Below are 24,798 nucleotides of genomic sequence, written 5' to 3'. Positions count from 1 at the left end.
TTTATTGGAACGACGCTGATGACTGCTCGCGCAGCGAACGCGGGCGCATGTCGATCCAGTGTTCGTTGATGTAATCCAGACAGATTTGGCGTTCGCCGCGCATCCCCGCCTCGCTCCAGCCGCTGGCCATCGGCTTGCCCGCCGGCCACAGGGAATACTGGCCCTGAGCGTTGATCACCACATCGAATTGCAGGTGTGCGTCATTCATGTCGTTCTCCTGTTGAACGGGATTGCAGCGTGGCCAGACTCCGGTCGAGCCCGGCGGCGAGATGGTTGAGTGCGGCCTGCCGCTGTTCGTCGCTCGAAGCGCAGGCCCCGACGTAAACCCGCACGGACGCCCCGCAGACCTGAGCGCAGGTGTCTGCATCGTCGTCCGCGAAAGCCCGGGCCGACACCTCGGCATTGGCGCTGGCATGAGCCTGGGCAAACGCGGTGGCGGCCGCCTCGGTATTGAGTTGCGCGTAGTACTCGGCGAACGCCTCGGCATCGCCGAAGTGCTCGGCAATCATGGCGATGTTGGCCGGTGCGAGGCCGTAGGCCAGCGCACTGGCGTGAGCCTTGGCATACGCCGCGTTATAGGCGTAGGCCTTGCGATACAGCGCCAGCAACACCGGTTTGAGCGTGGCCCGCCATTCGCCCTGACGCCCGAGCACGCCGAGCGCCGCCCGCTGATGCAGGCTTTGCAACGCGAGCAGCGCCTGCCGGTGTTCCGGCAAGGCTTCGCCGAGCATCGGCATGACCACGTCGGCCTGCCAGCGATGAAACAGCTGAAACGGCACCTGACCCTGCAGTTGCCTCAAGCGCAAGGCCGCGTTCGGCTCGGCTTCGCACAACACCTTGGTCAAGGCCAGCCACCATTGCGGCATCGAGATCGGTTCATTCATGGCGCCGGCTCATCCGTACCGATGACTTCGGCCATCAACCGCGCCCAGCGGCCCGCGACGATGCCGTAGTGATCGGTGTCGAGGGTTTGCCAACTGCGCAACTGCGGCAGCAAGGCCTGCCAGTTGCGTTGCAGGTCATCCGGATTCCAGGCATTGCCCAGCCCGTAAGGATTGGCGTGCCCGGCGATGAACAACCGCACCGCTGTGGTCGCCAGCTCTGGCGGTCGGAAGACGACCATGCTGGCCATGTTATTGCGGCAGCACACGGTCAGCCGTTGCAGATACGCCTGACGTTCCTCGGCCATGCCCTGCCCTTCGACCTCCGGCCAGCGCTGGGCGAACTCGCGCTGGAACACCTGCTCGATGGTCTGCTCGTCGATGCCGGCCAGTTGCGCCCCGGCATCCGGCGCGGGTGGGTCGATCAGGTACAACAATGGCTGCCTGAAGCCGTCGACCTGGGCCTGTTGACACAGCGCCTGCGCCACCCATGCGCCGAACGACCAACCGGCCAGACGCCAGGTGCAGCCGTGCGGAAGATGGACCTTGATCGCCGCCAGATACCAGCGTGCACGCTCCTCCACGCTGATGTTCGGCAACTGCGGCAGGCGCAGCGCCGGGTCGGCGATCACGCAAACGCCCAGCTCCGCCGGCAGCGCCGAGACCAGTTCCCGATAGGCCTGAACATCGCCACCCACCGGGTGGATCAGGTACAGCCAATCACGGCCGGCACCGGCATGCCACTGATCGATCCGCACCGCGTCGTGCCAGCCGTGCGGTGCAGCAGGGGGCGCCTCTTCAACCGTGGCGGTCGAGACCAGCCCCAGCACCTCGCTCAGGCTGACCTTGTGGCTGAATTGCGACAGCTGGAATACCTCACCCGTGGCCGCTTGCAGCTCGTCGATCAGGTCGAGCAGCGTCAGCGAATCCGCGCCCAGGTCGTACAACGAATCGTCATCTTCCAGCTCGGCCACACCGAGCCACTTGCACAGGCACTCACGCAGGCGCGCCGACAGATCCACGCCCTTCGGCGCCTCGACCGCTGCGGCCACGGCACCGTGGCGAACCGGATAAAACCGCCGCGCCGTGTCGATGCCGGTGGTGGAGATCAGCAACTGAGGCAACTGCGTCGCCATCGCCAGATCGAACACCCGACAGCCCTCTTCCGCCGACAGGCCAACCGTCAGATGCTCCAGATGCGCGGCGTCTCCACCGTTGCTGGTGGTGGCCATGCCGATGTCGCGCCAGATGTCCCAGTTGATCCCCAGTCGCAAGCAAGTGTCGGCGGGGTTCGGGCAATAGTGAGTGAAGCCGTCAAGTACCCCGCTGGCCGCCGCGTAGTCCAGATGCCCCGCGCCGCCGAACAGTGCCGACATTGACGAGCAATACAGGACAAAACCCGGTGTCAGGTGTTCGATCAACGCCTCGACCGCCAGCATGCCGCGAGTCTTGGCGGCCATGGCCTCGGCCATTTGTCGGGCATTGCGGAGGCGAATCAGACTGCCCGCACCGACGCCCGCCGCATGAATCACCCCGCTCAGACGACCGTAACGAACGGCCAGTTGATCGAGTACCTGCGGCCAGCGCGGCAGGTCGGCGATGTCCGCTTTGATGCAGTCGATCCGCGAAGCGTAAGCCGTCAGAGACGCAGGCAGTTGCCCCTGACGCGAGAGCAGCACCACTCGGCGTGCAGGCGCCTGCAGCAGGTGTTCGCACAAGGTCCGGCCGATGCCGCCGCTGCCGCCCAGCACGAGAAACGTGCCGTCTTCCGGCAGAAGCCCTGATGTCGTTGCTGGGCCGGTCAATGGCTGAGGCAGCAAGCGTGGCTGCCACAGGTAACCATCGCGCACCGCCATTCGCCGAGGCAATGAAACCGGATCGGCAAGCAACGCTGCCAACTCGCCGGCCTGCGTTTCGAGGCGTGACGAAGGCCAGTCCAGCCAGTGGCAACGCACCGGGTATTCCTGCGGCACCACTTCAGTGATGCCGGCCAGCGCTGCCAGTTCGGGGCGCTGAACCTCGCCGTCCACCGGGCATGCCTGCCATGACATCAACCACAACCGCAGCCGTGTCGTGCGCGGTGTTTGCCCCCAGACCTGCATCAGCGCACTGACCGTGTCCAGACAGGCCCACTGCGCCAGATCCAGCGATTGCTCGTTGACCGCGCCCGACACCGCCAGCGGCAAGGCATGCAGCCAGTCGAGTTCGCCGAGTTCAGGTTCTGCGACCTCGGCGAGCACGCGGTTCAGGGCTTCGATGTCCAGCGGATCAAGCTCGAAACGGTCCGCGCTCAAGCGCTTGAAGCCATTGCCGGTGCGCACTTGAATCACGCGCCGATAGACAGTGTTCAGGCTCGCCAGCAAGGTCGATTCGGGCGCGTCATGGCTACACAGGATCAGCACCTCACGGGATCGGGTCGTGGCTGTCGCGCTCAATCGCCGGGTGCGCACCCACTGGCGCTGGTGGAACCAGTCCGCCAGCGGTTGCCGCGCCAGGGCTGGCGCTTCAGGTTCAGCAGCTACAGGCGTCTGGAAACGATACGACTGAAGATCGAACGATGACGGCGGCAAATCCCAGGGCGGCGGTGCCGAGCGCTGCGGCCACTGGATATTCGCGCCTTCGTACCAGGCGTCCAGCAGCTCCTGCGGCGATTGATCACGGGCGATCACCTGCGCGCTTGAGAGCGTGATTTCCTTGATCGCTGTCGGCTGCAATGGAATGGCCTCACCCGTCCCACAAACCATTGCGAAGCGCCAGCGCAACTGCCGGCGACCTGACTGCAAGTGCCGCAGCAACGCAGTCTGCTGTTCCGGGTTCGCATGCAGGTATTCACGAATCACCGCGATATCGCGCAGCAACTCCGCCCGGCTGTGAGCCGAAATCATCAGCAACGGTGACGTTTCCTCCCGCCCTTCCTGCGCCGTGGGCGCAGCACCAACGATGACATGCGCGTTGGTCCCGCCAATCCCGAAACTGCTGACACCGGCCAGTCGCCGCCGCCCTTGCGGCCATGGCCGAGACGTGGTCGGCACATAGAACGGCGAATGTTCCAGGTCGATCTGCGGGTTAATCCGGCCAAAACCAAGGTTCGGCGGCAGCACGCCATGGAACACCGCGAGACTGGCGCGAATCAGCCCGACCACCCCCGCCGCCGCGCCCAAATGACCGATCTGGCTTTTCACCGAGGCCAGCGCGCAATGACCGACCGGCGCATCGCCGAAAGCCTTGGTCAACGCCGCGACTTCGATCGGATCGCCCAGCAAGGTGCCGGTGCCGTGGGCCTCGATGTAGCCGATGTCGGCACCGGTCAATCCGGCCCGGTTCAAGGCATCGCGGATGACCGCGCTCTGCCCCGCCACCGACGGCGCGGTGTAACTCATCTTGGCCCGGCCATCGTTGTTCAACGCCGAGCCTTCGACCAACGCATAGATCCGGTCACCATCGGCCCGCGCCTTGGCCAGCGGTTTGAGCACCACCACGCCGTAGCCACTGGCGCCGAGGGTGCCGCTGGCGTCATCGCTGAATGGACGGCACAGACCGTCGGCGGAAAAGATGTGCTGCGAGCGATGCCGATAGCCCTCGGTCAGGGTCGGATCGATCAGCACCCCGGCCGCGAGCATCACGTCGCTGTCGCCCTGGCGCAGCATCGAACTGGCCAGGTGCACGGCGATCAGCGAACTGCCACACGCAGCCTGCACGCTCAGGGCCGGGCCGTTGAGGTCCAGGTGATACGCGGCTTTGGTCGCCAGAAAATCCTTGTCGTGGTGCAGCGCCAGTTGAAAACCGTCCGGCAGATCGTCGTCGGCGGTTTCGCGCAGCATCTGCTGGAAGTACGTGGTTTCGCCGCAACTGGCGATCAGACCGATGCGCGGACCATCCGCCGACGGGACGATGGCCGCGTGTTGCAGGGCCTGCACGCAGGCCATCAGCAGATGCCGCTGTTGCGGGTCCATCAGCCGTGCTTCCTGACGGCTGATGCCGAAGTACTCGGGATCGAAATCGAGCATGCCCGCCAGTTGGCTGCGGGCACCGACCAGGCCTTCTTCGGCAGCAAAGTGCTCGATGCCCAGCTCATTGCCTTGCACCATGGCCCAGAATTCGGACAGATTCTGCGCCCCGGCCACATTGACCGCCATGCCGATGATCGCCATCGGCTGATGGCCTGCATCGGTCTGCCGTATACGCTCCGCCGCTGCCACCGGCGCCGTCGACAGGTGCGCAGCCAGACGCCGCACCGTGACGTGTTCGAACAGATCGGCCATCGTCACCTTGTGCGGCAGTTCTTCGGCGTAACGGCCATGCAAACGCATGAGGCCGAGGCTGGTGGCGCCGGCCTCGAAGAAGGTCTGTTCCGGCTCGATGTCACGGCCGATCACAGCCTGGAACAACTCGCTGAGTTGCCGTTCCAGTGCACTCAGTTGAACAACCGGTTGTGGCGTGCTGCGCCGCTCCATCGCCTCGCCCAGATTCGGCAAGGCCTTACGGTCGATCTTGCCGCTGGGGGTGCGTGGCCAGAGGTCGATCCGCCGGTATTCATCGATTCGCACATGGGCCGGCAGCCACCGTGCAACCTGACGATCCAGCTCGCCGGATGTCGCAGGTTGACCATCGAGTTGCAGCCAGGCAATCAGCCGTGGCGGATCGGCCTGCACCGCGACCACCGCGTTGACCACTTCCGGCATCTGCATCAGCGCCGCCTCGATCTGCCCCAGTTCCAGACGATGGCCGCTGAGTTTGATCTGCTGATCGTCACGCCCCAGGTAATGCAGGCAGCCCCGGGCATCGGCCCACGCCAGATCGCCGGTGCGGTAGTACAAACAGCCGTCTGCCAGCTCGACAAACCGTGCGGCGTTCAGGGCAGGATCGGCCAGATAACAGCGGGCAACCATCGGCCCGGCCACCAACAGATAGCCGCGACTGCCGATCGGCACCGGGCGGTCGTGCTCATCCACCAGCAGCAACCGCGCATTGCCGACGGCATGGCCGATCGGCGCGCGCAATGGCCAGTCCCGCGCCACGGGCGGCAGGCGCAAGGCGCTGACCACGTGGGTTTCGGTCGGGCCATAGTGGTTGAACAGCGACGCGTGCGGCATGCCGTCGAACCAGTTGCGCAGCGCATCGGTGCAGAGCAATTGCTCGCCGGCCGTGATCACCTCACGCAACGCCAACGGGTAAATGCCCCGACTCACGGCGGTTTGCGCCAGATGCTGCAAGGCCACGTACGGCAGAAACAGGCGCTCGATTCGCGCCTCGACCATGTAATCCAGCAACGCCTCGGCGTCCTGACGCCAGCGCGGCGTGATCAGGTGATAACAGCCGCCGCCGCACAGGGTGCTGAAAATCTCCTGGAACGACACATCGAACGACAGCATCGAGAACTGCAGGGTCACCGCTTTCGCCGGCAACTGCCCTCCGGTGCGCTGCCATTGCAGCAGGTTGCACAGGGTGCGTTCCGACACCTGCACGCCTTTCGGTGTGCCGGTCGATCCGGAGGTGAACAGCGTGTACAGCGGCCGTTCGCCAGCGTGGCGTGGACGCTCGAACGTTCCGGCATCGGCGCGCAGATCGACCCGATGGGTGGCGAATCGTCCGGCGTTCAGGTCATCCAGTGCAGCCTTGGTCGCGTCGCTGAACAGCACACACAGAGGCTGCGCCTGCTCCAGCACCTGACGCTGGATCGCCACCGGATAAGCAGGGTCGAGCGGCACGGCGGTCAGGTTGAGTTTGGCCAGCGCCAGCAAGGCGACGATGTGTTCTACCGAGGCATCGAGGAACAGCACGACATGCAGCGGCGCGTTCCCGGTCGCCAAGGGATGACGCTCGATCAGGGTGGCCGCCAGAGTATCGGCCAGCGCATTCAGTTCGCTGTAGCTGAGGCGGTGCTGGCCTTGAACCAGCGCGACCGCCTCCGGCGTGCAATGCACTTGATGCTCGAACCCGTCCGCCAGTGTGTTGAACGGCAGCGCAGTTCGGGGCCCCTCGCTGGCCGGTGGCAAACCACGTCGATACGGACCGAGCAAATCTTCGAGGTTGGCCGCCGGGTTTTCCAGCAACAGATCCAGACCCCGGCGGAACAGCGCGTTCAACGCCCGCATCTGTTCGGCATCGAAATAGCTGCACTGATATTCCCACCAGCATTCCAGCTGCGAACCGCTGCCCACCATCAACAACGTCAACGGGCACTTGGCGTGTAACTGCTCGTTGAATGCCAGCGTGGCGTGCAGGTTCGAGTCGGCCAGTGCGGCGTAGTCAGTGTTTTCCAGCACGAACATGAAGTCGAACAGCGAGGGGCTCGACGACAGCCGCAGGTCTTCCACTAGATCCGCCAGCGCCACGTCCTGCAACGCCAGCACTTCACGCACGGTGGCACTCTGTTTGCGCAACTGCTCGCTCAGGGGCAATGCATTTTCAACGGCAGTGGGGATCAGCACGGTGTTGGCAAACATGCCGACCGTGTCTTCGAACTCCGCCAGTGGCCGGTTGGCCACCGGGCTGGCGATCCGTGGCCGCTCGCACCCGGTCAGGGCGTACAGGCTCCAGGCGAAGACGCTGAACAGCACTTCGAAACGGGTCAGCCGTTGTTGGGTGCAAAAGCGCTCAAGAGCCGCACTGCGCAGGGTGCCCAAGGGTTCGCGGTGCAACCGGGCGTCGGGGCTGATTTCGCGCATTGGCATCAATGCAGGCGACGGCTCTTCCTGACGGCGATGCAACTCGGCGAGTGCGCGGCGCTGGGCGCGATAATGCGGATCGACGCTCCACTGGCGCTGCCACTGGCCAAACTCCAGCGTCGTCAATCGGGCGGCCGGTTGCAGGCTGTCGCGGCCTTGCAGGGCATCGGCGTAAAGCTGCGTCAGGTCATCGAACAACAGGTTCACCGACCAGCCATCGACGATGATGTGATGCAGGTTCAGCAACAGCCGGCAGCTGCCATCGGCGAACGGCAACAGCCAGGCCTGAAACAGGTTGGGTGTGGTCAGGTCGAACGGCGCGGCGAACACCAGCTCGGCGAAGGCCTGCCAGTTGTCCTCGGTGAAATGCCCGACCGCGAAGGTGCGGCAGGTCGGCCCCTGCTCGGCGATTACCTGATCCAGTCCATCGGCACCCGCCACAAATGCCGTGCGCAACCCCGCATGACGCTGCACCAGACGCCCCAAAGCCTCGGCCAGTGCCGCAACTTCGACACCTGCCGCCAGATGCAGAATCAGCGGTACGCTGTAAGCAGTCGAGGTCGGTGAGCGTTGTTGCAACAGCCACAGCCGGCGCTGTTCGGCGGTGGCCGGCAGGCGTCTGGCGCTGCTGATCGGAGGCGCGGGTGGGTAAATCGACTCGCCGTTCGTCTCACCGCTCAGTTGTGCGGCCAATGACGAGAAAGGCTCGTTGAGCAACGTATCGATGGCGATCTCTCGCTGCCAGTGGACACGAATTGCCGAACGCAGGCGCAGGGCCTTGAGCGAATCGCCGCCACTGCCCAGCCAGTCGTCCTGCGCGCTCAGGGCCGGTTGGCCGAGCAGCGAGCGGGCCTGACTCAGCAACCAGTCCAGCGCCGGTGAAGCGTTTTCGTTATCCGTAGCCGCCAGGACTGGATGCCACGGACTCAACCCTTGGGCCAGCAAGCCATCACGATCGATCTTGCCATTGGCCGTCAGCGGCAGGCGCTCCAGCAGGAACAGCTGATGCGGCCGCATATACGGTGCCAGTTGTGCCCGCAGATGGTTTTCGAATTCCTGATAGTCCAGATCCCCGCGAGGCACGATGAACGCCAGCAACTGATGATCTTCTGCCGCCTGACGCCGGGTGCAGACGTACACCTGCGCCACGCCTGGATGCTCCAGGATCCGTTGCTCCACCTCCCCCGGCTCGATCCGGAAGCCACGAATCTTCACCTGCCGGTCGACCCGCCCCAGGTACTCGATCAAGCCTTCGGCATTGCGTCGCACCAGATCGCCGGTGCGGTAATGCACCTGAGCGCCACCGTCGAGGTCGGGCAAACGGACGAACTGGCGAGCGGTTTCTTCGCGCCGGTTGCGGTAGCCACGGGCGACACCGCCGCCACTCAAATACAGCTCGCCGACCTCGCCCGCCGGCACCGGGCGTTGCTGCTCATCCAGCACCTGCACGCCGGTGTCCGGCAACGGTCGGCCAATGGGCGCCGAGTCACCGGCAAAATCGCGGCTGATCGGCCAGCACAGGGCAAACGTGGTGCATTCGGTGGGGCCGTAGACGTTGAAGATCCGGCAGCGGCTCTCAGGGTTGGCCCGATACCAGCCGCGCACGGCGGCAGCGCTGATCTGCTCACCGCCGATCAGCACCTGACGTACGCTGGAAAAGCACGACGGCCACTCGGCAATCAACGTATTGAACAGCGACACGGTCATGAACAGATTGTCGACCTGGGTGCGCTCCAGCACCTCGGCCAGTCGACGCGCATCCAGCACGTCCTCGTCGGCGATCATCACGCAGCAGCCGCCGTTGAGCAGCGGCGCCCACAGTTCGAAACTGCACGCATCGAACGCCGGGTTGGACAGGCAGGCAAACCGGTCCGTCGGGCGAATCTCGATATAGCCGTCGGTGTGCGCCAGACGCAGCAGGCCGCGCTCACCCACCTCGACTGCTTTTGGCGTGCCGGTGGTGCCCGAGGTGTAGAACAGGAACATCACCTCGGCAAAGTCTTCGGCCAGTGTTTGCGGCGGAGCGTCCGGCTGATCGAGCAAGGCCTCGACACTGGTTTGCCACAGTGACGGCGACCACAGCGGTTCTTCGTCCAGGGTAATCAGACCGACACACGCCGCATCCGCCAGCATCAGTTCCCGGCGTTTGCGTGGGCTGGCGCGATCCAGCGGCACCACCACCGCGCCGACTTTCAGGGCGCCGAGAATCGCCGCCAACCATTGCCAGCAACGCGGCATGCACAACGCCAGCGACTGGCCGGGTTCGACACCGCGCGCCAGCAATCCTCGGGCGATACGTTCGCTCGCGCTGGCCAGTTCCGCGTAAGTCAGCGTGACCGACTGATCAATCACCGCCGGCGCTTGCGGATTACGCCGCACTTGCTCGGCGAAACGCACTAGCAACGGCATGTCTTTGGACGCACTCATCATTTCGCCTCCTGCGCGTCGAAGCGTTGCAGCTCCTGACGGATGATTTGCGAGACCCGGTGGATTTCCGCGCTTTCAAGCATGTCCCAGTGCCCGCCGCTGACCAGTTTCGCCAGATAACCGCTGCTCGCGCGGCGACGCCAGAAGCCGCGCAGTTCATGCAACTGATGGCGGCTGAAATCTTCCCGCGCCTGGATCAGCACCACGCGGCCGGCGCGCGGCGCGCACTCATAGGCGGCCATGGCCAGGCGGTTATGGTTGTAGATGTTGAAGTAGCGCTCGACCTGCGCGTCTTCGATGCCGGGGTACATGCCATTGAAACGCACCAGTTTGTCGCGGAATTCGGCCATGTCCACGGTGCCAATCTGCTCGCGAAAACCCGGATCGTCGCTGCCCTGGGTGTCGAGCAGCACCACCGTCACCTGACGATGCCCCGCCGCCGTCAACCGCCGCGCCATTTCATAGGCCACCAGGCCGCCGAACGACAGCCCGGTGAGGATCAGCGGTTGCTGCGTCAGCGGTTCGATCTGGCGCAAGTAAGCCTCGGCCATCGCTTCGACCGTCGGCTCGGTGCTCTCCCCCGGATTCAGCCCCGGCGATTGCACCCCGTACACGCCGGTTTCATCCGGCAGCACCTTGGCCAGCGACAGGTAACAGAACGCCGTGCCGCCCGCCGGGTGAATGCACACCACGTTGTGCTGGCCGCTGCCGCGACGGAATTCGATCAGGTTGCTCTGGGCCAGCGCCGGATTCGCCCCGACCCGCAGCCAGCCCCCCAGCGCTTCAATGGTCGGGTAGCTGAGCACCACGCGCACCGGCACTTCGACCGCGAACTGCTGGCTGATTTCATGGGCCATCTTGATCGCGGCGATCGAGGTGCCGCCGACGTTGAAGAAGTTGTCGCGAATGCCGATCTGCGGTGCCAGCAACAGGCTTTTCCAGATCTGGTACAGCGCCAGTTCGATGTGATCGCGCGGGCTGCTCAGGTTGACCTGACGGTTGACCATCTCGTCATCCGCCATTGCCGTCAGCGCGGCGCGATCGACTTTGCCGTTGGCGGTCAGCGGTAAGGCGTCGAGCCACAGATAGCTGCCGGGGATCACCGCTCTGGGCAGTGTCGTCGCCAGATGGGCGTGCACTGCGGCTTCGTCCACGGGTTCGGCCACCACACAGCAGGCCACCAGCCGCTGGTCCTGCGCTGCTTCGCCGACCATCAGCACCACGGCGCTGCGGATGCCAGGAAACGCTTCGAGCCGGGCTTCGATCTCGCCCAGCTCCAGGCGCACGCCGCGCAACTTGACCTGAAAATCGTTGCGACCGAGAAATTCCAGCTGACCGTCCGGGCGATAACGCGCCAGATCGCCGCTGCGATAGAGCCGATCCCCTGCCACAAACGGGTTGTCGATAAAGCGCTCGGCACTGAGCTGCGCCAGCCCCAGATAACCCCGAGCGACGCCAACGCCGCCGATGTGCAGATGCCCGGTCACGCCCACCGGCACCGGCTGGTCGCGGTCATCGAGCACGTAAAAACGGTTGTTGGCAATCGGCCGACCGATCGGCAGTTGCCGGGCCGGCACCTCGGCGCCGGGCTCCAGGGTCCAGATGCTGTTGATCACCGTGGTTTCGGTCGGGCCGTAGACGTTGTGCAGCCGCGCATGGGGCAGACGTTCCTGAAAGCGCCGCGCCAGGGCTGGCGGCAGTTCACCGCCGCCGCTGAACACATCGGTCAGCGACCCACACTGGCTGACCTCGTCGACTTCCAGAAACAGCTGCAACATCGCCGGCACGAACACCAGCGCCGTGACCTTCCGTTCGCGCACCTCGCGGGTCAGATACGCCGGTTCGTAATGCCCGCCGGGTCGCGCAATAACCAATCGCCCGCCGGTTGCCAACGGCCAGAAGGTCTCCCAGGCCGAAGCATCGAAACCGAACGGGATCTTGTGCAGCATCGCCCCTGCTTCGCCGCAGACCTGCAAACACCACAGCAGCAGATTGCTCAAGCCACGGTGGGCGACCATCGCGCCCTTGGGCAACCCGGTGGTGCCGGAGGTGTAGATCACGTAGGCGAGATGGTCCGGGGTGACGCCGACATGGCGCGGATCAAGATTGTCCGCCGGCAACGACGCCCAGCTCGCGGCATCTTGTTCGAGGTCGAGGATCGGCGCTTCCCAGGTCGAGCCTTGCACGGCTTGGCGCAAAATCCCGTGCGCCGAACCAAGGGTCAGCAGCACCGCCGGCGTGCTGTCGCCGAGCATATGACTCAGACGACCCAACGGATAATCCGGATCCAGCGGCACGTAAGCGCCACCGGCCTTGAGCACCGCCAGCAGCGCCACCGGCAACTCCAGCGAACGCTCGATGCACACCGCCACGCGCACATCAGGGCCGACGCCCAAGGTGCGCAAGTGCCGCGCCAGCCGATTGGCCCGGGCATTGAGTTCGGCGTAGCTCAGGGATTCGCCCTCGAAGACCACTGCGCAGGCCTGAGGGTTGCTCGCGGCCTGCGCTTCAACCAGTTGATGCACGCAGGGCGCCGTTTGCGTGAGTGGCGCGGCGCGGTTGAAGTCCACCAGCACCTGCTGACGCTCCGCTTCGTTCATCAATGGCAAGGCATTGATCGGTTGCTTGGCGTCGGCGGCGATCTGTTCGAGCAGATGTCGGTAGTGCCCGCTCAGGCGTTGGATGGTCGCGATGTCGTAGAGGTCGGTGTTGTATTCCACCAGCAAGTCCAGCCGCCCTGCCCGCTCGACCCATTCGAACGCCAGATCGAACTTGGCCGTGGCGCTGCTGGTGCCGTACGGCGCGAGTTCCAGGCCGGGCATCTGCACCGCGTTGCCCGGTGTGTTCTGCAACACCAGCATCACCTGGAACAACGGCGAATGACCGGGATCGCGCGGCGGGTTGACGGCTTCGACCACGCGGTCGAACGGCACGTCCTGATGGGCGTGGACGTCGAGCATCTGGCCACGCACCTCGCGCAGCAGTTCGGCGAAGGTCTGCTGTGGATTCAGGCGCTGACGCAGCACCAGCGTGTTGACGAAATGGCCGATCAGCGGCTCGACTTCCGGGCGATTGCGGTTGGCGAACGGTGTGCCGATGCACAGATCCTGCTGACCGCTGTGGCGCCACAGCAGCACCGCCAATGCGCCCAGCAGCACGTTGAACAGCGTGCCCTGAGTCTGCCGGGCCAGCGCCGTGAGTTCGCGCAAGGTGCCGCCATCGACGGAGGAACTGAACGTGGCCCCGACATAGCGCTGCACCAACGGGCGCGGCCGGTCGGCGGGCAACGTCGATACCAGCGGCGCGTCGTCCAGGGTGCGCCGCCAGTAATCGAGCTGTGCGTCCAGCGCGGCGCCGCCCACTCGCTGTTGCTGCCAGCAGGCGTAGTCGGCGTATTGCACCGGCAACGGCGCAAGCGTCGGGGTTTCACCACGCAGATAATCGCCGTACAGCGTGGCGACTTCGTGCAGGATCACGCCCATCGACCAGCCGTCGGCGATGATGTGATGCACGCTGTACAGCCACAGGTATTCATCGTCGGCCACGCGCAGTAACGACGCCCGCAGCAACGGCCCGCTGGCCAGATCGAATGGCGCCCGGGCGTCCTGCTCGACGGCGGATCGCACGTGCTGCTCGCGCTCTTCGGCAGGCAATTGGCGCAGATCCGTCACCGACAACGACAGCGGCATCGACGGATGCACCACCTGACGCGGTTCGCCGTCGACGCTGCGAAACGTCGTGCGCAGGATTTCGTGGCGGGCCACCAGTTGGTTGAGCGCCCGCTCCAGCTGCGCGACGTCCAACTGCCCTTTCAGCGTTACCGCCGTCGGCACGTTGTAGAACGGGTTGCCGGGTTCCAGTTGATCGAGAAACCACAGTTGCCGCTGCGAGAAGGACAACGGCCAGGACGTGTGCGTGCCGGATCGGCGGGGAATCGCCGCGTCATCGTGCCCGCCGAGCAAGGCGATCAGTTCCTGTTTGTGACGTTTGAGCGCCAGGGTCAGTTCTTCGGTGAGAAAACCGCGCGGCGCCTTGCAGCGCAGCCTGTCACCGTCCACTTCGAGCACCACACCATGGCGAGCGAACAACGCCAGCAATTGATCGGCATTCATACTTCGAACTCCTCCATGTCTTCATCGTCCAGGCTGGCGGTCACAGGCTCGCTGGCAAACACCTCGACTGGCGCGCGGTGTTGTTCATCGGCCGTGCGCAGGCCGCCGATCATCGAGTAGATCAATTCATGGCTCGGCCCGAGATCGAACAGCGTCGTCAGTTGCTGCTCCTCGACCGAGCCGATACCGCAAAGGCCCAGACCGTGCTCGACGGCAGTCATGCTCAGCAACTGGGCCATGGCGCCGCTTTCGATGTGGCAGAAGTCGCGGCTGCGCTCGCCATACAGCGGGCGAATCGCCGCCATGTCGGCGATGAAAAACAGCGAGAACGCGGCGTTCTCATACACCGGACGGTTGACGAAATAGTCGTAGGTGTCCGGGTCGAGCGCTCCGCTCTGGAGCGCCAGCAGACGATGCTGGCGGGGATCGTAGTAATACGCGCCACCGGGCACGCCAAGCACGCGATCCGGCTTGACGTAGAGGTACGCCTGAATCGGGTACAGCCCGCCCGCCGACGGGAACTGGTATTTCACCTCGCCGTCGAGTTGCCCCTGGGCCAGTGCCGCCAACACATGGGCAAAGGCCTGGGTGGCGATCGGTTGAAGATCGTATTGACGCACCGAGCGGTAATCGCTCAAACGCCGGGCGAAGGCCGGGTCTTGCGGCAGATCCAGTGCCACTGCCGGCAAGGCTTGAGCGAAGTCGCGGCGTCCACGCTGTTCGGCCTTGAACTGCGCCCGCTGCTGGGGATCTTCGATGATGTCCTGCACGGGCTCCGAGGCCTGCTGCACGTTGCCGAGCAGATCCTGCCGCGCCCGGTTCTGGCGGTACATGCCAAGCAGATGCAGCAGCGTCGGTTGGGCCAGCAATTGCGCCACGTGCGGGCGGAACTGCAAGGCGCCGGACAAGGCGTTGCTGATCCTGACGATATCGATCGACGTTGCGCCGAGGTTCAGCAGATTGGCGTTGGCGGCAATGGAATCGCGCTTGAGCACGTCCTGCACGATTTCCACCAGCCGTTGCTCCTGCGGGCCCTCGACTTCGAGCGCCGGCCCTTGTTCCTCGATCTGCTCCGGTTCCGGCAGGCGTTTCTTGTCGACCTTGCCGTTGGACGACAACGGCCAGGCTTCAACAAAGGTGAACGACGGCGGAATCATGTAGGCCGGCAGCTTGTCGCTCAGGTACGCGCTGAAATCGCTGGCCTGCAACGCCGGATCGGCCTTGAGCACGTAACCCGCCAGACGCTTCTCGCCCAGCGTGCTGCCGAGAATCCGCACCACCGCGCTCTGCACGCCGGGATGGCGATTGAGCGCGGCTTCGATCTCGCCCAGCTCGATGCGATAGCCCTGGACCTTGACCTGATTGTCTTCGCGACCGAGGAATTCGATGTTGCCGTCCGGCAGCAAGCGTCCCAGGTCGCCCGTGCGATACAGCCGTTCGCCGGTCAGTGGATGATCGAAGAAACTGCCCGCGCTGAGTTTTTCATCGCGCCAGTAACCTTTGGCCAGACCGATGCCGCCGATGTACAGCTGACCCGCGACCCAAGTTGGGCGAACCTGCAATGCTTCGTCCAGCACGTAGAAACGCTGATGATCGAGGGCCTTGCCGTAGGGGATGCTGCGCCAGGTCGGGTCGACGTGCTTCACCGGATAATAGATCGACCAGATCGACGCTTCGGTGGCGCCGCCCAGGCTGATCAACTGCAACTCCGGCTGCAAAGCCCAGGCCCGCGCGGGCAAGGTAAGGGGAATCCAGTCACCGGACAGCATCGCCACCCGCAGGCTGGCGGGCAACGTGCCGCCCTCGCCCTCTACGTACTCGACCAGCATGCCGAGCAGCGCCGGCACCGAGTTCCACAGGCTGACCCGATGACGTTCGATCAACGCCAGCCAGTGCACCGGATCGAGTGACAGTTGCGGTTCGAGGATGACCACCGCCGCGCCCACGGCGAGGGTGCCGAAGAAGTCATAGACCGACAGGTCGAAGCTCAGCGACGAGATCGCCAATACGCGGTCAGTCGGGCCGACGGCAAAGCGCCGGTTGATGTCGAGCAAGGTGTTGACCGCGCCGCGATGGTCGATCACCACGCCTTTCGGCTGACCGGTGGAGCCGGAGGTGTAGATCACGTAGGCGAGGTCGCTTTCGTTCACCTGCACCGGTTGCAGTGGCAGTTCATCGTTCGAGATTTCATCGGCCACCGCGATGGCCGTCACCTGCGCCGGCCATTCGATTTTGTCGAGCAGCGCCGGTTGGGTCAGGGCCAGACTCGCCTCCGCCCGTTCCAGAATATGCCGCAGCCGTTCCGCCGGCTGAGTCGGTTCGATCGGCAGGTAAGCGCCGCCGGCATACAGAATCGCCAGCGTTGCGACCACTTGCTCCCAACCGCGCTCCATCACCACCGCCACCAAGCGGTTCGGCAGGACACCCTGCGCTTGCAGTCGGGCGCCGAGTTGCCGGGCCTCAAAGCGAAGCTGGGCGTACGTCAGTTGCCGCGTACCGATCACCGCCAGGGCATCCGGTGTGGCGCGGGCCTGACGTTCGAACAGTTCGTGCATCAATGGCAGCGTTTGCTGACGGTCGACCGGTGCCGGCAAGCGTGCCTGCGGCAGCAGTTGTGGCGTATTCGCGCCCCAGGCTGCCGGCTCGCAAAGGCTGTCGAGCAGGGTGTTATAGGCGACGAACATCTGCTCGATCATGCCTTGCGGGAACAGTTCGTCGATGCTGTCCCAGTTGAACAGCAGCCGCCCTTCCAGCTCCAGCAACGTGTGGTCGAGCCACACTTGCGGGGTCTGGGTGATGCTGTGCATGTGCCGCGCGTTCAACGCGTCGGCGAGGTTGAATTCGGCCAGTTCCGGCGCCGCTTCCGAGAGCGTGCTGTTGAACACGATCGGCATCGCCGTCTGCTGCACGCCCCGGGCCTGGGACAATTCGCGCAGTACCCGCACGCCGCTGACCACCGAATGGTCGATGTCGCGCCACAGTTGCGCCTGCACCGCGCGGGCCTTGTCGGTGAAGCTCTGCGAACCGTCGATACCGACTTCCAGCAGCACCAGCGAGGTGAAGTCGCCAATGATTTCGTCGACATCGCTGTGCAGCGGCATGCGGTTGAACAGCGGCAGGCTCAGGGTGAAACGTGGGGTGCGGCTCCACAGCGCCAGCACTTCGCTGAACGCGGTCAGCAGCATCACCGATGGCGTCACGGCAAACTGTTTGGCCACGGCTTTGAGCTGCGTCCACTGCGCCGCCGACATGTCGCGGTCGCGGCGGGTGAAGTGCGGGTTGGCGATGCTTTCCGGCTGGCGTACCAGCGGCAGGTCCGGCGCCGGGGCCAACGTGGTCACCCGCTCACGCCAGTAGCCCAGCGCCTGCTCGTAGCGGCGGCCATTACGCAGCTGCTGTTCGGCCAGCACATAGTCGCGGAAGGTCAGGCCCGGTTCCGCCAGCTCCAGGTTCGGATCGACGTAGAACGCCATGAGTTCGCGGGCGAGAATCTGCGTGCTCGCGGCGTCGACGATCAGCGCGTCGAGGCTGATGTGCAAATGGGTGATGCCGTCATCGAGTAACGACAGGCTGAACTCGAACAGCGGCCAGCGACTGGCGTCCAGCACCTGATGGGACTGACGTTCGCGGGTCGCTTCCAGCGTGCGCTGCGCCACATCGGCGGGCAACCCGCGCAGATCGCTGCGCGGCATGCGATAGGTCGGCACCTGCGCCAGCACCTGTTGCGTGCCGTCGCTGAGGAACACCACGCGCAGCATGTCGTGGCGCAGGATCATGCGGTTCAAGGCTTGTTCGAAACGCTCGGCGTCGAACTCGGGAATGCGCAGTTCTTCGTAACCGTGGGCACTGACGCCGCCGAGGCTGACCGTGGCCTCACGACCGAACCAGTAGGCTTGCTGGATATCGGTCAGAGGGAATGGTTCATGCCGATTACTGCGATCCGGCTCGATCTGGAGGAATGCCGGTTCAACGCTTTGCTCTTCACGCGACACCTGCGCCGCCAGATCCAGCAACACCGGGGTCTGGAACAGACTGCTCAGGGACAGTTGCGCGCCCATGCGCTGGTTGATCGCGTAGATCATCCGCGTCGCCAGCAGCGAGTGGCCGCCGAGGTCGAAGAAGTTGTCGTGGATCCCGACCCGCTCGCACTTGAGCACTTCGGCCCAGATCTCGGCCATTTGCCGTTCGGTGTCATTGCGCGGCGCCTCGTAGGTCGCCCCGGCGCTGCGTTCCGGTGCCGGCAGCGCCTGGCGGTCGAGCTTGCCGTTGCGGGTCAGCGGCAATTGCGACAGGCGAACCCAGGCACTCGGGATCATGTGTTCGGGCAACTGGCGTTGCAGTTCGGCACGCAGGCATTCAGGGGTCGCGGTGCCGACCACATAGGCCACCAGACGCTTGTCCCCGACCACGTCTTCGCGCAGCAACACGGCGGCTTCCTGCACACCGGGTTGTTGATGCAACAGGCTGTCGATCTCGCCGAGTTCGATGCGGAAGCCGCGCAATTTCACCTGTTGGTCGATGCGTCCCAGGTACTGCACGTTGCCATCGGCCTGGAATTTCGCGAGGTCGCCGCTGCGGTACATCCGTGCGCCCGGCTCGGCGCTGAACGGATCCGGCAGGAAACGTTCGGCGGTCAGGTCCGGACGGTTCAGATACCCTCGGGCCAGGCAGGCGCCAGCGATGTACAACTCGCCCGCCACACCGACCGGGACCGGATTCAAGTGCTCGTCCAGCACGTACAGCCGCGCGTTGGCGATGGGACGGCCAATGGGCGGCGCGTCCGGCCAGAACTCGGCCTCGTTGCAGTCAAGGCTGAACTGGCTGACCACATGGGTTTCGGTCGGCCCGTACTGGTTGTGCAACTGCGCGCCACCGAGCCCACGGACAAAACCGCGCAGCTCGTCGTTGATTTGCAGGGCTTCACCGGCGGTGATGATTTCGCACCCACCAAGCGGCATCGGTGCATCGGCCTCGGTCAGGCCGGCGAGTTGCTGCAACACGGCGAACGGCAGGAACGCCCGCTGCACGCCTTCGGCCACCAGAGTCGGGCGCAGCGCGGCGAGGTCCTTGCGGCTGTCTTCGGTCATCAGCAACAGGCTGCCGCCCTGACACAGCGTGCTGCAGATTTCCTGGAAGGAGACGTCGAAGTTCAGCGAGGCGAATTGCAGGACGCGCTGCGGTGCCGTGGCTTGATCGAGCTGCCAGCCAATCAGGTTGTCCAGCGCACGACGGCTGTGGGCCACGCCTTTCGGGCGTCCGGTGGAGCCGGAGGTGTAGAGCACGTAGCCGAGGTTTTCCGGGCTCACCGTGACTTGCGGATCATCCGTCGGGTGTTGTGCCCATTGCGCTGCGTCTGTGTCCAGGCAGCAGACTTTCGCCTCGTTGGCCGGCAGCCCGGTCATCAGGCTCGACTGGGTCAGCAGCAGGGTCGGCGCCGCATCGCTGAACATGAATGCCAGACGCTCGCTCGGGTAAGCCGGGTCAAACGGCACGTACGCCGCACCGGCCTTGAGGATCGCCAGCAGGCCGATGACCATGTGCGGCGAGCGTTCCAGGCACAGGCCGACGCGATGTTCGGGGCCGACACCTTGTTCGATCAGGTAATGCGCTAGGCGGTTGGCCGCGCGATTCAGTTCGCCGTAACTCATTTGCTCACGGTCGGCGAGCAGCGCCACGGCGTCGGGCGCCTGCCGGGCAAGGGTTTCAAAACGCGCCACGCAACCGGGCAACGACACGGTATCCCACGCGGTGCGGTTCCAGTCATGAACGATTTGCTGGTGCTGCTCGGCGTTCAGCAGCTTGATCGCGGCCAGCGACTGCTCGCTGTCCTCGACCATCTGCGTCAGCACTCGGCGCAAGTACTCGCCGAACTGCTCGACGGTGCCGCGCTCGAACAGGCCCGAGGCATATTCAAGACCGCCGACGATCTGCCCGTCGCGCTCATGGAGCGCCAGTTGCAGATCGAACTTGGCCACGTGATGGCTGCTCTCGACCGGCGTAACGTCGAGCCCGGTCAGCAGCAGATCGGAATCCTGATCCTGTTCCCAGGCAAACAGCACCTGGAACAGCGGACTGTGGGCCAGGCTGCGCGGCGGGTTGAGCAATTCCACCACTTGCTCGAACGGCAGGTCCTGATGTTCCTGAGCCTCCAGCGCCACTCGCCGTGCCTGTTGCAGCCATTGCCCCACCGACGGCGTCCCGGACTGAGTCATGCGCAGCGCGAGGGTGTTGACGAAGAAACCGATCAGCCCTTCCAGTTCCTGCTGCGGGCGGTTGGCCGATGGCACGCCGATCACCACGTCGCCTTGCCCGGAAAGACGCGACAGCAACAGCGAAAAACCGGCCAGCAGAGTCATGAACAGCGTGGTGCCTTGCTGCATGCCCAAGGCTTTCAGGCGTGCGGTCAGGGCGGCATCGAAGACCAGCGGGACAAAGCCGCCGAGATAATCCTGCACGGGTGGGCGCTTGTGATCGGTCGGCAACTCCAGCAGCACCGGCGCGCCGGTGAGGGTTTCGCGCCAGTAACGGCTTTGCTGCTCCAGCACGTCGCCGGACAGCCATTGCTTTTGCCACACCGCGTAATCCACGTACTGCACCGGCATGGGCGGCAGCGGATCGTCGCGATCCTGCAACGCCGCTGCGTACAGCTGACCGAGCTCGCGGGTGAGCACACCCATCGACCAGCCGTCAGAAATGATGTGATGCTGGGTCAGCAGCAAGACATGGTCATCCGCCGCCAGCCGCAGCAGGCTGACCCGCATCAGCGGGCCCCGGCTCAGGTCGAAGGGTCTGGCGCCTTCCTCGTCGATCAAGCGGCTCAGGCGTTCTTGCGCATCGAGCCCCTGCACGTCAGTCACCGTCAGCCGGACACTGTGCGCAGGCGGCGCAACCCATTGCCGCCCTTCCCCTTCAACGGCGATGAACGTCGTGCGTAACGCCGCATGGCGCGCCACCAGTTGATTGAAGCTGCGTTCCAGTGCCGGCACGTTCAGCGAACCGCGCAAACGCAGGTTCAGCGGCATGTGATACGCCGCATTGCCCCCCTCCATCTGTGCCAGAAACCACAGGCGCTGCTGAGCAGACGACAACGTTTGCGCGCCCGTGCGTTCAAGGGCTGTGATGGCCGGGCGAGCCGCGGCCTGACTGGCTTGCAGCCGTTCGGCGAACGCCGCCAGAACCGGTGCGGCAAACAGCGTCGAAGGCGCCACTTCCAGCCCCAGCGCATGACGAACCTGCGCCAGCACGCGCATCACCAGCAGCGAGTGACCACCGAGGGCGAAGAACTGATCCTGACGCCCCACCCGCTCGACGCCGAGCACGTCGGCCCAGATTGCGGCGAGCGCGGTTTCCAGCGGGCCTTGTGGTGCCTGGTACTCCTGCTGATCGAACGCCTCAACGTCCGGCGCCGGCAGATTTGGCCGATCGACCTTGCCGTTGGCGGTCAGCGGCAGTGCATCGAGACGCACGAAGGCGGTTGGCACCATGTAGTCCGGCAGGCTGATTTGCAGTTGTTCGCGCAGTGAGCGCGGGCTCAGCGTTGAGTCTGGTTTTTCGCAGTAGTAGGCGACCAATCGCGGTTCACCGGGACTGTCCTGGCGCAGCAACACCACGCATTCGCGCACGCCCGGAATGTCCGCCAACCGGGTTTCGATTTCCCCCAGTTCCAGACGCAGGCCGCGCAATTTGGCCTGGGAATCGTTGCGGCCGAGGAATTCCAGTTGGCCGTCGGCCCGGTAACGCGCCAGATCGCCGGTGCGATACAGACGCTCGCCCGCCACGAACGGGCTGTCGATGAAACGCTCGGCGGTCAGTTGCGGCAGGTTCAAATAACCGCGCGCCACGCCGACGCCACCGATGTACAGCTCGCCCGCGACACCCTCGGCAACCGGTGCGCCGTCAACGTCGAGCAGGTAAATCCGGGTGTTGGGCAGTGCCCGGCCGATGGGCAGCACTGGGTCGATCTGGCTGTTTTCGGTGAGCTCGAAACAGGTGCTGTCGATGCTCGCTTCAGTCACGCCGTAGGCCTGGACGATCTGCACGCGATCACCGCACAGCCTGCGCAATTGCCGCGCGCTGTGGGCGGTCCAGATGTCGGAGCCGCAGACCACGGTGCGCAGGAACGACAGGTCGTGGCCGGTCTCTTCGACCCACGCCAACAGTGGATTGAGCAGCGCCGGCACGAAGTCGGCAAAGCCAATCTGCGACTCGCGCATCAGCCGATACAGAGCCGGCGGATCCATCAGAGTGTCCCGTGGGCAGAGCACCAGCGTGCCGCCAAAACCCAGCGCACGGATCAGGTCGGCGCTGAACACGTCGAAGGAAAAACCGGCCATTTGCAGGTGTTTGATCGGCTCGCCCAACTCATAGAGTTGCGCCCAGTCAGCGCTCACCGCAACCAGTCCGCGGTGCTCGACCATCACGCCTTTCGGGGTGCCGGTGGAGCCGGAGGTGTAGATCACGTAAGCCAGGTGCCGGGGTGTCAGGCCGATCGTGTGAGGATCGGGGTTGTCTGCCGGGAGCGAAGCCCAATCACTGGCGTCGGCCAGATCCAGCAGCGTCGGGGTGGTCGCCGACTGTTGGAGCGCCGCCCGCAAAACATCGCGCGCGTGGCCGTGGGTCAGTACCACCGGCGGTGCGCTGTCGGCCAGCATGTGCGCCAGCCGCGCCTGCGGATACGCCGGGTCCAGCGGCACATAGGCGCCGCCGGCCTTGAGCACCGCGAGTACGCCGACCAACATCTCCAGCGAACGCTCCAGACACAGTCCGACCGGCACGTCCGGCCCGACCCCGAGCTTGCGCAGGTGATGGGCCAACCGGTTGGCGCGGGTGTTCAGTTCACGATAACTGAGCGCCTCCTGCTGCCAGCGTACGGCGATGGCCTCGGGGTTGCGCCGCACCTGCGCTTCAAACAGGCCGTGCACGCACAGGTCTGCATCGAACGGTTTCAAGGAGCAAACGTCGGGCTGCGCGGGATTCGTCCCACGCAAGGAAGTGTTATCGAGCATCGGAGGCTACCGTCCATGACTACTTTATTTTTGTGATCAGGCCGGGACAAAAATGCCCCGCCAGTCAGGCCCCGGCATCAGATGCCGGCACGGTCATTCGAATTCAGGAGGATGGCGCGGCGCGCGCGTGCAGACTCGCGTTGAACGCGGGCACACGGAGAAATTCGGGGGGAGACAGGCTGGAGAAAAACGCCGCCGCGCGGTCGGCGCAGGCAACTGGAAAGTGGGCCGGATCATTGGCGACAGACGTCGCCCCGTTCATTGCATCGACGATTGCAAACCGCGTGACCAATTGAAACCTCGACTTCCATTTGAGGGTCAACGACGAGGAACAACCTGCGCGGGGATGACAGCGCCAGGGTGGTCCCGATCGGCTGCGACTGCCGGGTCTGTAGACACACGGCAATCTTCTGGCGCCGGGTTTGTGACCCGAAGCGCCGGCGGATAATAACCACGTTTTTTGTTAGGGAGGCAAACAAAATGTAGGAAATTTGCTAAATAAATATCGGACGTTTCCTACATGGTTGTGACGATGGCAAAGGGACAGGGATGTCAAAAATGCTCGTACACCGTACCGCCGTTTCCTGCAGGCCAAGGGCATCGAAAACCGCTGCAGCGTCTTGAGTGGCCAGCGAAAAAGTCACCGCGCGACCTACCTCGATAGCCGGGCGCTAACAAGCGCTAACAACGCATAACTGGCAGTCATTCGGCTGTGAAGGCAGGCTTGAATCTCACCGCTGAACGCCGGGCCACCTGCAAATCTTTCCGGCAGCCGCGCTCAGTCGAACGATGGTTTTGCGAGGGATTCGACCATGGCTGAAGGTTATCGCAACACTTGCCTGTGCGAGTCAGACCGGCTCGGCAACGACGAATTGTATGCCTTGGTCGCGGGCGCCGTCCGGCATGGCCGGGGTGAGGCGCAACAGCTGTTCGCGACGGTGACACCGTTGCTCATCGCCTTCTACGAAGGTCAGGTGCAGGCTGGGCGGATCCGTCGCGAAGACACCGGCAGCCTCGTCCAGCAAGCCTTCAGGGCGCTCTACCAGGAACAGGCCGCCCATGACCCGAGCTTTCCGTTTCGCGCCTGGCTGATCGAAATCGCCCGCTCGACCCTGCTCGACAATCTTGGCCATCGCGGCGCTGATGCCGTGGCCACGGCCGACGCGCTGGCGGGTGCATCTGCACGGGAATGTCATGAACCCACGCGGGCCACATGAACCGCCCTCCACGCTGTGAAATGCTTTTCAGGGAATGCCCATGATCGATATCGAAAAAACCCTCTACTCCGCACATACCTGCACCACAGGCGGCCGCGAGGGCACAGGACGCAGTGACGATGGCCGACTGGATCTCAAGCTGTCGCCCCCGGGTGCGCCCGGCTCCGGAACCAACCCCGAGCAATTGTTCGCCGTGTGCTGGTCGGCCTGTTTCCTCGGCTCACTGCGCCACGCCTGCAATGCGCGCAAGATCGTTTTTCCGGCCATGGCCGGGGTGGATGCTCAAATCGACCTGGTCCACGGGGAACAAGGTTTTTTCCTTAAGGCTCAACTGGCTGTGTCACTGCCGGATATCGAACCGCAAGTGGCGCTCCAGCTGATCGACGCAGCGCACCAGAACTGCCCCTACTCCAAGGCCACGCGCAACAACATCAAGGTCAGCATCACCCTCGCCTGATCCGTCTTTTGCCGACAGCAAAACGCCCAAT

7 protein-coding genes are annotated in these 24,798 nt (G+C 64.5%); 2 read left to right on the top strand and 5 right to left on the bottom strand.

Annotated elements, in window-relative coordinates:
• Position 1 precedes the first annotated feature (1 nt).
• From ACM6JM_RS07095 to ACM6JM_RS07075, 5 genes are read right to left on the bottom strand one after another with little or no spacing between them, the layout of a single operon-like run.
• Positions 2-208, bottom strand: coding sequence for an MbtH family protein (locus tag ACM6JM_RS07095; protein ID WP_074690728.1), 207 nt, complete (start codon positions 206-208; stop codon positions 2-4).
• Positions 201-884, bottom strand: coding sequence for a hypothetical protein (locus ACM6JM_RS07090; RefSeq protein ID WP_081353136.1), 684 nt, complete (start codon positions 882-884; stop codon positions 201-203). The genes ACM6JM_RS07095 and ACM6JM_RS07090 overlap by 8 nt, the downstream gene beginning before the upstream one ends.
• On the bottom strand, positions 881-9,976 hold the full coding sequence (locus ACM6JM_RS07085; RefSeq protein ID WP_372240805.1) for an amino acid adenylation domain-containing protein: 9,096 nt from the start codon (positions 9,974-9,976) through the stop codon (positions 881-883). The genes ACM6JM_RS07090 and ACM6JM_RS07085 overlap by 4 nt, the downstream gene beginning before the upstream one ends.
• Complete coding sequence (locus ACM6JM_RS07080) at positions 9,976-14,088, bottom strand: non-ribosomal peptide synthetase (RefSeq protein WP_134333830.1); 4,113 nt, start codon at positions 14,086-14,088, stop codon at positions 9,976-9,978. The genes ACM6JM_RS07085 and ACM6JM_RS07080 overlap by 1 nt, the downstream gene beginning before the upstream one ends.
• Entirely contained in the window at positions 14,085-23,093 is a 9,009-nt protein-coding gene (locus tag ACM6JM_RS07075; protein WP_134333831.1) for a non-ribosomal peptide synthetase, read from the bottom strand. Before ACM6JM_RS07075 ends, ACM6JM_RS07080 begins: the two co-directional genes overlap by 4 nt.
• An 812-nt stretch (positions 23,094-23,905) precedes the next feature.
• Between ACM6JM_RS07075 and ACM6JM_RS07070 the strand changes: the two genes are divergently transcribed.
• Both ACM6JM_RS07070 and ACM6JM_RS07065 read left to right on the top strand, forming a co-directional pair.
• A complete protein-coding gene (locus tag ACM6JM_RS07070; RefSeq protein WP_074690724.1) occupies positions 23,906-24,310 on the top strand; it encodes a hypothetical protein in 405 nt (134 codons plus the stop codon).
• A 40-nt stretch (positions 24,311-24,350) separates the two neighbouring features.
• A complete protein-coding gene (locus tag ACM6JM_RS07065; RefSeq protein WP_074690723.1) occupies positions 24,351-24,767 on the top strand; it encodes an organic hydroperoxide resistance protein in 417 nt (138 codons plus the stop codon).
• The last annotated feature ends 31 nt before the right edge of the window (positions 24,768-24,798 follow it).

Origin of the sequence: Pseudomonas sp. IT-P2 (genome assembly GCF_949767575.1) — a bacterium.
GTDB classification, from domain to species: domain Bacteria; phylum Pseudomonadota; class Gammaproteobacteria; order Pseudomonadales; family Pseudomonadaceae; genus Aquipseudomonas; species Aquipseudomonas pharyngis.
Note: the sequence above shows the minus strand (reverse complement) of the source record. Positions and strands in the feature narration are given on the sequence as shown.

What these genes read in the sequence shown, in the direction of transcription:
- ACM6JM_RS07080 (WP_134333830.1), bottom strand. Translation starts at nt 14,088, where the DNA reads ATGAATGCCGATCAATTGCTGGCGTTGTTCGCTCGCCATGGTGTGGTG.
- ACM6JM_RS07095 (WP_074690728.1), bottom strand. Translation starts at nt 208, where the DNA reads ATGAATGACGCACACCTGCAATTCGATGTGGTGATCAACGCTCAGGGC.
- ACM6JM_RS07090 (WP_081353136.1), bottom strand. Translation starts at nt 884, where the DNA reads ATGAATGAACCGATCTCGATGCCGCAATGGTGGCTGGCCTTGACCAAG.
- ACM6JM_RS07065 (WP_074690723.1), top strand. Translation starts at nt 24,351, where the DNA reads ATGATCGATATCGAAAAAACCCTCTACTCCGCACATACCTGCACCACA.
- ACM6JM_RS07075 (WP_134333831.1), bottom strand. Translation starts at nt 23,093, where the DNA reads ATGCTCGATAACACTTCCTTGCGTGGGACGAATCCCGCGCAGCCCGAC.
- ACM6JM_RS07070 (WP_074690724.1), top strand. Translation starts at nt 23,906, where the DNA reads ATGGCTGAAGGTTATCGCAACACTTGCCTGTGCGAGTCAGACCGGCTC.
- ACM6JM_RS07085 (WP_372240805.1), bottom strand. Translation starts at nt 9,976, where the DNA reads ATGAGTGCGTCCAAAGACATGCCGTTGCTAGTGCGTTTCGCCGAGCAA.